The following is a 14218-nucleotide window of genomic DNA, read 5'->3' on the forward strand; positions in this document are numbered from 1 at the left end:
CTACGATTCTCTAGCGTAATCAATCGTGGTAGTTGCGCTTACCAACTTTTTAACTGGAGTTCTTGTATGAAAAAAAATGTGATGGCCCTGAGCATTGCTGCCATGATTGGTGGCCTGGGCTTCGCGGGTGTCGCGTCGGCTGACGTGGTTGTTGGCACCGATGCTGGTCCTCAAACTGCGACTACCTATGCTGGCAAGATTATTGCCAAGCCAACGGCGACTGCTCTGGCAGTGACGGCTGGTGGTGTGGGCCACGCTCTGGTGGTGCCTTACTTCAATGCGCAAAACGGCAACATGACCGTTCTGCACATCACCAACACCGACCAAACCAACGGTAAGGTCGCCAAGGTGCGTTTCCGCTCCGCTTCCAACTCTGACGACCTGCTGGACTTCCAGGTTTTCCTGTCGCCTGGCGACGTGTGGACGGCTGCTGTGACGGCTGATGCCAATGGCCTGGCCCAAATCACCACCGCAGACAACACCTGCACGGTGCCCGCGCTGACCACCCAGTCCTTCAACAACTCCACCAGCCGCCTGCCTGGCTACCTGACGGAAGCTCAGCGCACTGCACTGACTCGCGAAGGTTACGTGGAAGTGTTCAACGTGGCTGACATCACGGCTCTGAAGGCTTTCGACACCAACGGTGCCCTGAATGCTGCTGGTCCTAATCGCTCCCCTCTGTACACTGCTACCAAGCACGTGTCTGGCGTGGCTCCTTGCTCCGTTGCTGGCTCTACCGCTCGTTCGACTCTGAACGCAGCTGCTATCGCTGACTACACCACTGAAGCACAAATCACTGCAGCTGGTCTGGACAGCCCCACCGGCGGCCTGATGGGTGACTGGTACATCATCAATGTGCCACAAACCACCGTGTTCTCGGGTGCTGCAACTGCTATCGCTGCTACCGTTGGTGCTGGTGGTGTGAATGGCGTGGCCAACTTCCGTCACTTCGCGCAGCTGGGCAATGCCCTGGTTACGCTGAACGCCAACGGCGCAGACGGCGTGACGGCTGACCCGCTGTTCCGTGCTCTGAACGTGTTTGATGCAACGGGTACTGCTGTCGCTACCGCTACGCTGCCCATGCTGAACTACGACGCACCTGACCTGTCTACGCCTTTCTTCGGCGCGGCTGGCACTGCTACCACCCTGGCACAAGCCACGAACCTGCTGACGGCCCTGGCTGTGAAGTCGGTGACCAACCAGTACGCTCTGGACGCATCGATCACCGCGAAGACCGACTGGGTGTTCTCCATGCCCGCACGTCGTTACAACGTGGCTGCCAACTACGCAGCTGTGACCGGCACGAGCGGCGCTACCGGCCCAACGTCTTCCAACGCTAAGTACCGTCTGTTCACTGACCTGAACAACTCCGGTACGCAAGCTGGTGAGTGGTTCTACCCTGCAGTGAGCGGCGCTTACCTGACCGGTGGCGGTACTTACAAGACCGGTGGTAACACCACTGTGGACACCAACGGCAACATCTGCGTGTACGCTGATGGCCAGAAGTTCTTCGACCGTGAAGAAACCTCTGCTACTGCAGGTCCAGTGTTCTCGCCTGGTACCGCCAGCTCCGTTGCATTCTGCGGCGAAGTCAGCGTGCTGGCCTTCTCTGACACGGGCAACTCCGTGTTGGGCGCTTCGGTTGCTCGTAGCACCATCACTTCCGGCATCTACACGAACGGCTGGGGCGTGATCGACACGACCAACGCTGCTCAAGGTCTGCCACTGCTGGGTAACTCCTTCATCAAGCTGACCAACCCACAAGCTGGTGTTGGCGTGTCGGGTACCTACGGTATCTCTTGGCCACACCGCTACACGAAGTAATTCGTGGGCACTTAATCGCGGCAACGCGATCCAAAAAAGGCGGGGGATTCCCCGCCTTTTTTTCATTTCATATCTCCTTTTTATCCATGAAGCTTCTGACTACAACTTGCATCTCGCCGCTGCGCGGTATTACCTTGGCTGCTGCTTTGCTCGCCTGTGGTTCGATGGCCCAGGCAGCGGGCCCTTTGCCCTTGACTCAGGGCGGGAAATTTGCCATCACCAGCGTTGATCTGGAGGCAGATGCACTGATGCGCATGCCCGCGGAAATGCGCCCTATGGTGCTGGGCAACAAGCAGAGCGTGAGCCAAGTGGCCATGAATATGTATGTGCGCCGTGCCCTGGGCCAGCAGGCCTTGAAGGAAGGACTGGACAAGGACCCGCAGGTGGTTGCCATGCTGCAACTGGCGCGCGACAAGGTTCTGTCTGACATGATGCTGGCGCGCATTGATCAGCAGGCGGCACCCAGCGATGCTGCCGCCCTTGAAATGGCTCGCAGCATTTACCGTGCGAAGCCTGAACGCTTCCAGGTGGGCGAGCAGGTACAAGCGCGGCACATTCTCATTGGAGGGGTCACCCCGGAATCGCGTGCCAAAGCCGAAAAATTGCTTGCGGACATCAAGAAGGGTGGGGATTTCGCCAAGCTTGCAGAAGAGCACTCCACCGACAAGGGCAGTGCAGCTCGTGGCGGCGATCTGGGTTTGTTCCCAAAGGGCCGGATGGTGCCCGCCTTTGATGAAGCTGTCTTTGATCTCAAGAAAAAAGGCGACCTCAGTGGTGTGGTGGAAACCCAGTTTGGATACCACATCATCCAGTTGGAAGACCGCAAGCCGCCAAGCAATCGCTCCTTCGACGAGGTGAAAGATGAGTTGCTCAAGGAAGTGCGCGCCAGCGTCACGCAAGATGCTCGCGTGAAGGCAGCACAAAAGCTGCAAGACGGTGTGGAGCCCAATGCCAAGGCCATTGAAGACTTTGCGGCAGGCTACGCCAAAGGAGCTAGCATCCCGGTGCCAGCCAAGTAATATGGGTAGCGGGCGGCCAGTTGCCCAAGGCCTAATCGCCTGAAGCCAAGGCCAGACGAGCCACGGTGGGCGGCTGTCCGCCTGCAACCTTCTTCTGATGAATATTCTCTGGAGCGAAGCGCGCGCGCTGTGGCGTGCGCGCACATTGGTGTGGGTGCTCACGCGCCGGGAGGTGGCTTCACGCCACTCCGGTACGGCACTGGGCATTGTCTGGCCCTATCTGCAGCCACTGCTCACTGTGGCTGCGTACTACCTAGTGTTTGATGTGGTGTTTGGCATGCGCCTGGGCGAGCAGGCCCCTACAAGGGCCGTTGGCGCGTATCTGGTAGTTGGCGCCTTGCCGTGGATGGCGTTTTGCGATGCCGTACAGCGCGGCATGACCAGCTTGATCGACGCTGGCAGCCTGTTGCACAAGAACCCTCTGCCACCTGTGCTGTTTACGTCACGCTCAGTGTTGGCCAGCTTCTCTATTTATGGCCCGTTGCTGCTGCTGGTAGCGGTGGCCTACATTCCTGCGCATGGGCTGAAGCCAGCCATCCTGGCTCTGCTGCCTTTGCTGCTGCTGCAAATGCTGTTGTGCATGGTGCTGGGTTACGCACTGGCCATACTGGCTGCGGCGCTGCGAGACGTTGCGCAGCTGGTGGGCTTTCTGCTCTCCGTGGGCATCTATCTGTCACCCATTCTGTTTCCCATTCAGCTCTTTCCCCAAGCCTGGCGCTGGGTGCTATGGCTCAACCCGATGACGGGTCTGGTCATGGGATATCAGCAAGTGCTGCTGCAAGGTCTGTGGCCCCAGTGGAGCGTATGGTGCGCAACGCTTGTGTGGGTGTGTGCACTGTCAGTGGTGCTGAACGCCTTGGTGGCCCGCAGCCGTGACCAATTGGTGGACTGGTTGTGAGCACCAAAAACTCCCCCAATACGCCGAGCGTGGTGCCTGACACCGTGCTGTCAGTGGCTGGCGTAGCTAAAGAATACAAGCTTTATCCCACCCCCCGGGCCAGGCTGCGTGCGCTGTTGACGGGCAAAGCCACCCACCGCAGCCACTGGGCACTGAGCGATGTGTCGTTTGAATTGCGGCGTGGCGAATGTATTGGTGTGATCGGTGACAACGGTGCAGGCAAAAGCACTTTGCTCAAACTGTTGGCGGGTACTTTGCAGCCCAGCCATGGGCGTATTGATCGCGTAGGCCGGGTGACTGCCATTCTGGAGCTGGGCGCTGGCTTTCACCCCGACTTCAGCGGCCGCGACAATCTTTACTTCGCGGGCAGCCTGATCGGTATCAATCATGATGAGATGGCGCGCCTGGAGCCTGAAATCATCGATTTCTGCGAACTGGGTGAGGCGCTGGACCGGCCGGTAAAAACCTATTCGTCGGGCATGACCGTGCGCTTGGCTTTTGCCCTGGTGACTGCTGTGCAGCCCGACGTTCTGATCATCGACGAAGCGCTGGCCGTAGGGGATCAGAATTTTCAGAAAAAGTGTGTCGAGCGCATCACGGCGTTTCGTAACAGCGGCTGCACCATCCTGTTCTGTTCACACAGYCCCTACCACATTCGCCATCTGTGCGACCGGGCACTCTGGCTCAAGGGGGGCCGGGTGGAGCAGTTCGGCAATACAGAGGCGGTGCTTGCCGCGTACGACGTACACACGCGAGCGCGTGAAGCCGCGGCCGAGGGCGACGCTCCTGGTGGGCCCGTGCCAGCTGTGACCGAAGGTGCTGGTGCAGGGCATCCTCCAGATGGTTCAATGGCTGACCAGTCGCGGCATTTCACCGCCCCAAAGGCGGCAAGTGATGGCGGCAGTGCCTGCATTCTGTCGGTGGATGTGGCGCACCTCAATGATGCGGTGGGCGACCAGCCGCCGGTGCTCCAAGGCCATGATCTGGTGGTGACCATCCGTGCCCGAGGGCGGGGGATGGAGCGCCCGAATATCGGGTTCATGATCGAGCAGTCAAAGGGCGTGGGCATCACTTCACTTGCTACGCACGAAGATGGAGCAGTGCCTGTCCAACTTGACGACGGCACCTGGCAATCCGTCCTGACCTTCCCGGATCTCCCTCTACACAGCGGCGACTATGTGATCAGTGCTTTTTTGTTCGACGAAACGGGGCTGGCAGTGTATGACCAGTGGTTTCAGTTTTTGCACTTCCGCTTCATTTTCCCCAAGCCGCTACCTGGTTTGGTGCGGCTGCCCCACCGCTGGAGTTGACGCCCGCAGACTCTCCCGCAGATCCTCGGCTGACTCATTTGCGTACAGCGGGGCTGTCAAAGCACCAAGGCGCAGGATGTCGCGCTTGCAGCGTGCACCTGTCCTGCGCTCCCGAGTCGGCATCTTCCAGCTGCTCCCCGATAATCTGTGGTTTCTCGCGCATTCCAACACCATGACAGTTCTTCCAACATCGACATCCACCCTTGGCCAACAACTGCTACGAGAGGGGCGTGAGCTGCTGGCACGGGGCGACAGGGAGGCTGCAGCGCAAGTGCTGGTGCGTGCGCGCGATGAACGCGATGTGGTGCTGGCCGCCCACGCACTCATAGAGGCGAATGACCTGATCGGGTCCTTCAACAACGTCATGGGGCTGAACTGCACCATCTCTGAGCAAGACGACATTTTCGGCTTCTTTCGAAGTCACCACTCAAGCCGTAACCCACTGCGCGACTACCTCGCGGACGGCTGGAGAACTTTGTCGGAGCTGATGCTGCTGCTGGAGGCGGTGGACCAGCCACTATTGAGGACACCCCGCGTGTTGGAATTCGCCAGCGGCCATGGCCGGTTCACCCGGCACTTGGTCAAGGCGCTGGGTCCTTCGCGGGTCGTGGTGTCGGATGTAGTGCCGAATGCGGTGGAGTTTTCTCGTAGCACGTTCGGTGTTGATGGCTTCTTGTCGACCAGCGTGCCTGAGAGTGTGCAATGGCCTGCCCGCTATGACCTGGTATTTGTGTTGTCTCTCTTCAGCCATTTGCCAAGCGCGACGTGGTCGCGTTGGCTCAAGGTGTTGTACGAAGCGGTTGCCCCTGGCGGGCTGCTGGTGTTCAGCACCCACGGTATCAAAGCGGCCGACTTTGATCATGTGACGCTGGACGAGGATGGCTATTTTTTTGCGGCTTCCAGCGAGTCCACTGCCATCGACGAGCAGGAATACGGCACCACTTTTACCTCAGAGGCGTTTGTCCTTGCGCGCATTGCCGAAACAGTGGGGGCCGACAGGCTGGTGCACAAGGCACCAGTTCATTTCTGGAACCACCAGGACGCTTACGTGCTGCGCAAACCGTGAAAGGAGCACTTGGGTGGAGCGTTGGTAGTGTGGCCAAGCAGCCCAGACTGCTTGCAACATGGTGCTGCCGCGGGAACGTAGGAAGCGATGGATCACAGTGCTATCCCTGGAGAAGCAATGAACAATAGTTGGTGGTTAAAGTTGCAGGAGCGGCTGTGGGGTATGGCTCCATGGGATGCAGAGCGCATCAGTGACGAGTGGTTTCGGGCGCATTTCGATTACGCCGCCAACGTGGTCCACCAGTGGATGGGCAGCGCGCTTGATATGCGCACTGCAAGACTGCTAAATTTTGGCTGCGGCGATGGCATTACCGATTTGTCTCTGGTGCTGCGTCACGGCGCTACTGCCATTCATGGCATCGATATTCGCAGGGAATACACCAAACTGCCGCGCATTGCCAGCGAGCAACTGGGCATGCGCCGTATCCCGGCTGCGCTGACGTTTGAGACCATCGCGCCGGGCGCGCGCCTGTCGGATCGCCATTCGGGTATCGATGGCATTATGAGCTGGTCTACTTTCGAACATGTGCAGCGCGACCAGTTGCTGCCGATCTTGCAGGATCTGCACGCCTGTTTACGCCCGGGGGGGGTGTTTTTCTTGCAGATCGAACCGTTGTTCCATTCACCCTATGGATCGCACCTGCGCCGCTATGACGAAGTGCCGTGGCACCATTTGCTGGTGCCCGAAGAGGTGCTGTGGTCCACCATCGAAGCCCACGAAGGGCCGATCAACGCGGAGGAAGTCGACTTTGGGTTTGCTGACTTTGGCGTAGACGGCTACAAACGCTTCGTATTCAAGGAGTACCAACAGCTCAACCGCTTGACGGCGGATGAACTGGTGGATCTTGTGCGTCAGGCTGGTTTCGTGGTGGAGCAACAGGAGCGACGCAGCGTAGACCTGCTGCCACCGCAGCAATTACTTGTGCAATACAGTGAATCAGTGCTGCGCAACAATGAGATTTTTTTGCTGTTACGCAAGGGTGCTTAGGAAGACAAGTCGTTCACGAGGGCTTGCGTGCCATGACTACAAAGCCATGTGCGGGCTGGCCCTTTTGGGTACGCAGTACGGTGTTTTCGACTTCCACCACAAATCCGGCATCCCGGCACAGGCTCTCGACATGGCTGCGCTTGTGGACGTACCGTTCAGTAGACCGATTCAGGACGAGGTCAGGTCCATCCTCTGGCCCACTTTCGCATGAGAAAAACAGTCTTCCACCTGGCACCAGGGTGCGCCACACTGCGGGAATGACTTTACTCAAGTCGCCCACATACACGCAGACATCCAGTGCAACGACTACATCGTAGGACGTAGCTTCAGCCTCGCTGAGTGCGTCGTGCAGGTCAGCGACGGTCAATGTGTCGTACAGGTTGTAGCGGCGTGCCTGATCAAGCATTTTTGGGGATAAATCCACGCCCGCCAGGCGACCTTGTAGCCTGCCCAGTTGGGCCCCCAGCAGTCCTGTTCCGCAGCCTAAGTCGAGCAGGTTGAGCTTTCTGTCCGGATAAAAAGCGATGATTTTCTTGGCAATCTGCTGTGGCAGCCTGTAGTTCAAGCCCTGGACCAGCTGGGCGTCGAAAAAATGTGCAGCGTTGTCGAAAAGTTGCCGGTTGAGTTCGGTGGGCTGGTGTGCTGGAGTTTGTCCTTGTGCGCGCTCTTCGTAGTAGGCGTAGACGGGATTGGTGGGGTCGAGCGCTCGCAGATGGGCTGTTGCGAGAGCAGCTTCTTCCAGACGCCCTGCAATCAAGAGCATGTGCATGCGCCCTTCGAGCGCTGCGCGATCCTCGGGAGAGTCTGCAATGAGCCCGTCCCAGAGAGCAAGGGCCTCGTCATACTGCTCCATCTGACCCAGGGCGGAGGCGAGCATCATTCGCAACTTGGCATCGGAGGGTTGCCGGGCCAGGCCTTGCCGGATACGGCGCACGGCGAGGGCGAAGTCACCAGTGAGTTGTGCGACGTCAATTGCACCATCCAGCACGACGCGGCTCTCGCTGTCAAGTTGAAGCGCTGTGGCGGCGTTCTCGCTCGCTTCTTCATACTGACCCTGTCTGGCCTGCAACTGCGCCAGCACAATAATTCCGGGAGCCCAGTTGGGGGCGAGCGACAGCCCGGTTTGCATGAGTTGAAACGCTCCGGCCACATTGCCAGCTTTTTCTGACATGACCCCTGCCATCATGTATACGCGTGGGTCGTTGGGGAATTGGGCTCGTGCTTGATTGAGCGCGTCGGCAGCCTGAGCAAGTTGGCCTTGCTCTATCAGCGTGCGGGCGGCTTCGATGAGCGGAAGGTTGGGGTCGGAAATACTGTTCATGGTGGTGATTGAAGTAATTTACTTTTGCAGCCAATTCTTGATTCGACGCTGCCAGTGCGCAGGAATACGGCGGGCTGCAGTGCGCAGCAGAGGGAGCGAACGCAGGTAAGCGAGTGCGTTCAGTGCCTCAGAACGTGCTGACGCGCCCTTGGGTGCCAGGTATTGGGCTAGCAACGCGGCAGCCAATGGTGGCTGCGCGTCTGCTTTGGCCGACATGCCCATCAAATAGTCGTGCTGGTATGTCCAGGGCGCGCTGCTATCAGGTACAGGTTGTGCGAACGTGGTTGCTGGCGGCAAGCCAGGCACGAAATGCTCGGCACGCAAAGCTGTGAAAAAGCGCACCCATTGCTTTCCTTCCTGGTCCCACGGACAAACCCAGCTCCAAGGCCTGCCAACAATGCGTTCTGCAAATGCGCCGATGTCCGGAACGGCCACCGGCAAGCCTGCCTGCAAAGCGGCGCTGAGCGTATAGCTGTAGGTCTCAGGCCAGAGGGCGGGGAACCAGACTATGTCGGGTTGCAGCCAAGCCAGCAGTCCCGGCAAGTCCTCGTCCTGGTAGGCGCCATGTACGGTAAGCCGTGCGCGTGGCTGGGTTTGCAGGTGGCGGTAGCCATAGCCGAGCAGATGGAACTCCACAGGCGCACCTGTTCTGGCGGCTTCCTGGGCCGCTGCTTCAAGCACGTCAGCACCCTTGATGGCACTGAGTGCGCCGAGGACCACCACTTTGAGTGGTGCGTCCGGGGCCAAATTTTTGGCCAGCGGCAGTGGCGTTCCCTTGCTGCCAGGCGTGGCCATGTCCGTGTGGGGAATGGCCCGCACACGCGCGCTGGGGGCAAATGCAGCGATGCGCCGTGCAGTGTCTGCGCTGGGGGCGATAACCAGGCGAGCGCTAGTCAAAAAGTGACGGTTGCGGTGTCGCCAGTCCGCCACCGTGCCGTTGCCCATGGGGGCGGGGTCATGCGGGGAGCAACAAGCGCATTGCCCAGGGGCGGGTTCCCCAGCAAATCGGTTGTCGCTGCCCGTCAGGGAGATGTGAGCGCAATAGCTGTAGTAGTCGTGCGCGGTGAAGTCATAGTCCACCCCCAACTGTGCTGGCAGGTCCAGAACCAGCGGATCATGGCCAAGGATATGGTGGTAGTGGATATGCCGCACACCCAAGATACTGAGCACCTGAACGAGGTCTGYGAACTGGTCGGAGAGCCGGAACAAGAGTTCAAAGCCTTCATCCTTGCCAGCCAGTTCCAGGCGTACGCGCTGGTCTGGTGCGGGCGTGAGTGTGAGGAAGGTCGCTTGGTCACTCAAATGTTGCGCGAGTTCGCGCACATGGCGAAGGGTGCCGCCCGCCCTGTCGTGCAGCACAGCCAGCACGACGGGGCGTTGAGCCCGCTGTATGCGTGCCATATCCAGCGCGAGGCGATAGGGTTGCGCCGGATCTGCCTGCACAAATGCCATGACCTCGCGCTCGTAGCGGGGGTGCAGGCGTCGCAGGGTTTCCATGGCGGCCCGCTCGCGCGGGCTTTTGCTGTCGCCAAAGCTCACGCCACCGGTGTGCAGCACAAAGGTGTCTAGCAAATGGAGATTGCGCCAGCCCGCCTTTGCCGCACGTTGGCAGAAGTCGTTTTCTTCGCCGTAACCCTTGCCGAAGTTCTCTGTGTCAAACAGTCCCACCTGCTGCAGGCAGTCGCGGCGGATGTACATACAAAACCCGACACCGGTAGGCACGTCCACCACAGCGCCCGGATTGGTTTGCGCACACAGTGCGTCCAGCCGTGCCGTGTCGTAGTCCGGCGGCAAGGCGTTGTCCTTGCAAAAACGAGGGTAGCTGCAGATCGTGGCGTTGTTGGAAAACGGCGTAACCGAGCCTACCTTCTGGTCTCCGTAGGCTGCGCGGCGAATACGGTCGAGCCAATCATTGGCGACCTCAGTATCGCTGTTGAGTAGCAACACATCGTGGCTGTCGCTCAGCGACATGCCTCGGTTCACCGTTCCTACAAAGCCCAGATTTTCCGGGTTTTCCAGCAGCGTGATGCGGCTGTCTTGCTGTGCACGTTCCCGCAGCCATTCGGTGACTTCTGGTTCCGGGCTGGCGTCGTTGATGACGATCAGGCGCCAAGGCGTTTCGCATTGGCTTGCCAGGGCTGAATCAATACACAGTTGTGTATCGGCCAGTCCTCGGTATACGGGCACGATAACGTCTACAGGATGAGTGCTTGGCGCCAGTGGCACGGGTGCAGGCTCTGCGGGTTGCACGGGTGCCGGGACGCGGCCCAGCAATCGATCAATGTGCATCTTGGCGTGGACCAGGGGGCGGGTGGCTCTGAACACGGTGGAGTTTTCTATGGTCTTGAGGTGGTCGGCCAGTGCTTGGTAGTCCTTGTTCAGGCGAGTAGCTTCCTGCTGCCACATGGCGCGTTGCTGTGCAAGTGCCTTATTGCTTTCTTCTAGAAGGCTGGCTCTGCCACTCACCGCCTGTAGTTGGTTCTGCTGTTGCTCTATCCGGCTCTGTGCATCACGGGCACGGCTCTCCAGTAGGTCGATGCGGTCTCCCAGCGGTTTTACCGTACTGGACAGCGCCAGATAGTCGGCAGACATGGGCCAGCCCAGTTCAACGTCCAGCCGCGCGCCCGAGAGGCTGGCAGACGCAAGAGTCTCGGCGGGGATGGGCAGCTCCAGCCAGGGGTCAGTGCCGGTGAGAAGTAGCAAGCTTGCGCCGGACGCTGGTGGCATAGGGGCTTGCCAGGCAATTTGGCTGTGGGGGGTGGACGCCAGCAAGGTGCGGCTGGAGGTGTCTGCCGACCACTGCCAAAGGGCATCGCCTTGCTCGTTGCGCAGGGTGATGCCGTACAAGTGCAAAAAACCAGCTCGGTCTGCTGGGTCGAGTCTGAGCCGTGTGATGGCCTCGCCAACCGCGGGTATTTGAAAGCTTACGGTTTGATGCTCGGAGCCAATGACGCCAGTGGCGCTGAGCTTGTCACTTTCCGCATAGCCATCATGTCGCCCTATATACAGCTGTGCGGTGAAGAGTGCGTTTGCAGCATCAAGGTCAGTGGGAGCGTGTTCGGCGATCGGCACATATGTCACAGGCCGTGCAACGCCTATGAACTGGTAGGTCAGGGCATCGGGAATGCCGAGCAGGTAGCGGGCGACATTGGGTGGCAGGCGATCAAACGCCACCTGAAATTCCGAGTCGGGCAATTGCCTGGTGATGGTATCGACAGCGTCCAGATCCCAGCGCTGTTCGGACAGAAACCTCACTAGCGAGCGGCGCGTGAAGAATCGCAGGTGGGTGCGATCGAGCAGGCCTTCCTCTCGGTAGCGGAACTCCCCTTCCAGTAATTCAGCCAGAAGCCCGCTGTAAGCGGCATTGGGCACCGATATGAGTAATCGGCCTTCTGGTGTTAGGAGTTCGCGGCACATCTGCAAAACAGACTCTGGCCGCTTGAGGTGTTCCAGAACATCGGCGCAAACGATGTAGTCATATTGCTTGGTACCGAACATGCTGAGCAAGTCGGCTGTCTCCAGGTCGGCCACCTCCACCTGTCGATAGTGGGGTTGGGCATGCGCAGCCTCTGCTTGACTGAGGGTGACGCCATCCGTCGTGCAATCGCGGGTTTCCTTGAGATATTGCCCAAGAGCTCCGCTGCCACACCCCAGATCCAGCACGCAGGCGCCGCGCCTGATCAGGCCGGCCAGGACCGACAGCGAAGTGCGCTCCCCGTCTGCGATGGAGCGCAAATACACGTGCAGATCGTCAATAGAATTCGTCATCCGGCGATTATGACGGGCCAGATACGGCGACTTCGCACGCTGCGCAGGGGACAATACCGGTCGATGTCAGTCATTCAGCCTTTGTTTCAGCCTGGTTTGGTGGTCTCTGTGGTCAGTCACGGACACGGCGACATGGTCCATGCTCTGTTGCTGCAGTTGGCCCGGGTTTCGGCAGCCTCCATATCCCGCGTGGTGCTGACGCAGAACCTGCCAGAGCCGGAGCCCGTTCCTCCGGCAGGAGGCTGGCCATTTGAATTGTTGCGTGTAGTCAATGAGGCACCCCTCGGGTTCGGCGCCAATCACAATCGGGCTTTGGCCACAGTCACTGAGCCGTTTGTGTGCGTTCTCAACCCCGACGTGATGCTGGTAGGCCACGAGGATCCCTTCCAAGTGCTGGTTTCAGCGTGCTGTGCGCCGAACATCGGTTGTGCGTATCCTGTTCAGATCGATCCAGAGGGGCGGGTACAGGGCAGTGAGCGCGAAGTTCCCTCTCCCGTCGCGCTTTTGCGCCGCAGGCTTATGGGCCGCCAGGAGATACGGGTGGATTGGGTAAATGCTGCCTGCATGGTTTTGCCTTCTGCCGTTTGGCGCTCCTTGGGCGGGTTCGATGAGCGCTATTTCATGTACTGCGAAGATGTGGACCTTTGCCTGAGGTTGCGGTTACGTGGGCTGCATTTGGCCAAGGCGCCGGTTCAAGTCATTCACGCCGGGCAGCGTGCCAGTTCGCGTAGCCTGAAGCATCTGGGCTGGCACGTCCAGAGTCTTTGGCGTTTGTGGCATTCGCCAGTCTATGCCCGCGCGCTACAGTTTCTAACCTCGGCGTCAGCTGACAAAGGTACCATCGGCGCTCCATGATTTGGTTGTCTGTGGTCGGTTTTTTGGTAGCGGCGCTGGCTGCGGGGCTCATTGTGAGATGGGGGCGGGAGCATGCGGCGGTTTACAGCGATTCGATGCCCCAGCGCTTTCACCTCGGACATGTTCCTCGATTGGGCGGCGCAGCGTTGGTGATGGGTACGTCCGTAGGGTGGGCGTTGGGCGTACTGCAGTCCGTCTATTGGGGCGACCCAGGCTCTCTCCGGCTCGACTTTTGGGTGGCGGGCTGGCTGGTGGTCGTGCTTCCGGCAGTGATCGGTGGCATTGCGGAAGACCTTACCCAGCGCCTTTCAGTGCGTTACCGCCTCACTTTGACCGGGGCATCTGGCGCATTGGCGGTATGGCTTTTGGGTATCAATCTGCCACGCCTGGGCTGGCCCTGGCTTGATGCTGTCCTGGTTGCTGCCCCCTGGCTTGGCATCGCCATAGTCGTGCTTGCAGTCGCAGGCCTGCCCCATGCCTTCAATATCATCGACGGCTACAACGGGCTGGCGGGAATGGTTGCCTTGATCGTGTGCCTCGCTTTGGCGCACGTGGCGCTGCAGGTGGGTGACCGGGCACTGGCGGCGCTGCTGGTATCCACTGCTGCAGCCACAGGCGGTTTTTTGGTCTGGAACTATCCGCGCGGCATGTTGTTTGCCGGAGATGGGGGGGCCTATGTGTGGGGCGTGGTGATTGCCATGGCCAGCATCTCGCTGGTGCAGCGCAATGCGGACGTATCGCCTTGGTTCCCGATGCTCCTGCTGATCTACCCGGTGTGGGAGACGATTTTCTCCATTTACCGTAAGGCGGTGCGGGGCGTTTCACCGGGCGTGGCCGATGCGCTGCATTTTCACCAGCTCATCTACCGCCGCATTGTTCGTGGGGTGTTTCACGATGATGAGTCCCGCCGGGTGCTGATGCGCAACAACCGTACGTCGCCCTATCTGTGGGGTTTTACGCTTCTGACGGTGGTGCCTGCAGTGCTGTTCTGGAACAACACGCCCCTGCTCATGGCGTTTTGCGGGCTTTTTGTGGTCAGCTATGTCATGGCCTATCTGGCCATCGTGCGGTTCAAAGTGCCGAACTGGCTGCGCCACTGAAGCCTTCTAGTGTTCGCGCGCCTGGCGAATGCGGCACAATTTGCGCCTCACAGTTTTCTCCGGATGGCAC

General features: G+C 59.5%; 10 protein-coding genes. 8 read left to right on the forward strand and 2 right to left on the reverse strand.

Translation table 11 applies throughout. From position 1 onward, the window contains the following. Positions 1-66 precede the first annotated feature (66 nt). The 6 genes from AC04MI_RS04100 (at position 67) to AC04MI_RS04125 (ending at position 7104) form a co-directional block, all read left to right on the forward strand. Positions 67-1824 (forward strand): cell surface protein, encoded by a 1758-nt coding sequence (locus tag AC04MI_RS04100; RefSeq protein WP_436074444.1) that lies wholly within the window; start codon positions 67-69, stop codon positions 1822-1824. Between the two features lie 86 nt (positions 1825-1910). Then, complete coding sequence (locus AC04MI_RS04105) at positions 1911-2843, forward strand: peptidylprolyl isomerase (protein ID WP_436074445.1); 933 nt, start codon at positions 1911-1913, stop codon at positions 2841-2843. 97 nt (positions 2844-2940) lie between these two features. Beyond that, on the forward strand, positions 2941-3741 hold the full coding sequence (locus tag AC04MI_RS04110) for an ABC transporter permease (protein ID WP_056059437.1): 801 nt from the start codon (positions 2941-2943) through the stop codon (positions 3739-3741). Beyond that, complete coding sequence (locus AC04MI_RS04115; protein ID WP_369816948.1) at positions 3738-5051, forward strand: ABC transporter ATP-binding protein; 1314 nt, start codon at positions 3738-3740, stop codon at positions 5049-5051. Before AC04MI_RS04110 ends, AC04MI_RS04115 begins: the two co-directional genes overlap by 4 nt. An 85-nt stretch (positions 5052-5136) precedes the next feature. Beyond that, the gene (locus AC04MI_RS04120; RefSeq protein WP_476497145.1) at positions 5137-6117 is read left to right on the forward strand and encodes a class I SAM-dependent methyltransferase; all 981 of its coding nucleotides are present in this window, start codon (positions 5137-5139) and stop codon (positions 6115-6117) included. A gap of 117 nt (positions 6118-6234) precedes the next feature. After that, the gene (locus AC04MI_RS04125; RefSeq protein WP_288851653.1) at positions 6235-7104 is read left to right on the forward strand and encodes a class I SAM-dependent methyltransferase; all 870 of its coding nucleotides are present in this window, start codon (positions 6235-6237) and stop codon (positions 7102-7104) included. Between the two features lie 13 nt (positions 7105-7117). Here AC04MI_RS04125 and AC04MI_RS04130 read toward each other — a convergent pair whose 3' ends face one another. Beyond that, positions 7118-8425 carry a methyltransferase gene (locus tag AC04MI_RS04130; RefSeq protein ID WP_056059431.1) on the reverse strand — a complete coding sequence of 436 codons (1308 nt, stop codon included), beginning with the start codon at positions 8423-8425 and terminating at the stop codon, positions 7118-7120. An 18-nt stretch (positions 8426-8443) separates the two neighbouring features. Further along, the gene (locus AC04MI_RS04135) at positions 8444-12193 is read right to left on the reverse strand and encodes a methyltransferase domain-containing protein (RefSeq protein WP_476497147.1); all 3750 of its coding nucleotides are present in this window, start codon (positions 12191-12193) and stop codon (positions 8444-8446) included. Between AC04MI_RS04135 and AC04MI_RS04140 the strand changes: the two genes are divergently transcribed. Further along, a complete protein-coding gene (locus tag AC04MI_RS04140; RefSeq protein ID WP_436078375.1) occupies positions 12167-13048 on the forward strand; it encodes a glycosyltransferase family protein in 882 nt (293 codons plus the stop codon). The genes AC04MI_RS04135 and AC04MI_RS04140 overlap by 27 nt on opposite strands. Next, positions 13045-14148, forward strand: a complete 1104-nt coding sequence (locus AC04MI_RS04145) for a glycosyltransferase family 4 protein (RefSeq protein ID WP_056059425.1) — start codon at positions 13045-13047, stop codon at positions 14146-14148. The genes AC04MI_RS04140 and AC04MI_RS04145 overlap by 4 nt, the downstream gene beginning before the upstream one ends. Positions 14149-14218 lie beyond the last annotated feature (70 nt).

Source organism: Acidovorax sp. LjRoot204 (assembly GCF_056175785.1).

What these genes read in the sequence shown, in the direction of transcription:
- AC04MI_RS04130 (WP_056059431.1), bottom strand. Translation starts at nt 8,425, where the DNA reads ATGAACAGTATTTCCGACCCCAACCTTCCGCTCATCGAAGCCGCCCGC.
- AC04MI_RS04100 (WP_436074444.1), top strand. Translation starts at nt 67, where the DNA reads ATGAAAAAAAATGTGATGGCCCTGAGCATTGCTGCCATGATTGGTGGC.
- AC04MI_RS04105 (WP_436074445.1), top strand. Translation starts at nt 1,911, where the DNA reads ATGAAGCTTCTGACTACAACTTGCATCTCGCCGCTGCGCGGTATTACC.
- AC04MI_RS04110 (WP_056059437.1), top strand. Translation starts at nt 2,941, where the DNA reads ATGAATATTCTCTGGAGCGAAGCGCGCGCGCTGTGGCGTGCGCGCACA.
- AC04MI_RS04125 (WP_288851653.1), top strand. Translation starts at nt 6,235, where the DNA reads ATGAACAATAGTTGGTGGTTAAAGTTGCAGGAGCGGCTGTGGGGTATG.
- AC04MI_RS04145 (WP_056059425.1), top strand. Translation starts at nt 13,045, where the DNA reads ATGATTTGGTTGTCTGTGGTCGGTTTTTTGGTAGCGGCGCTGGCTGCG.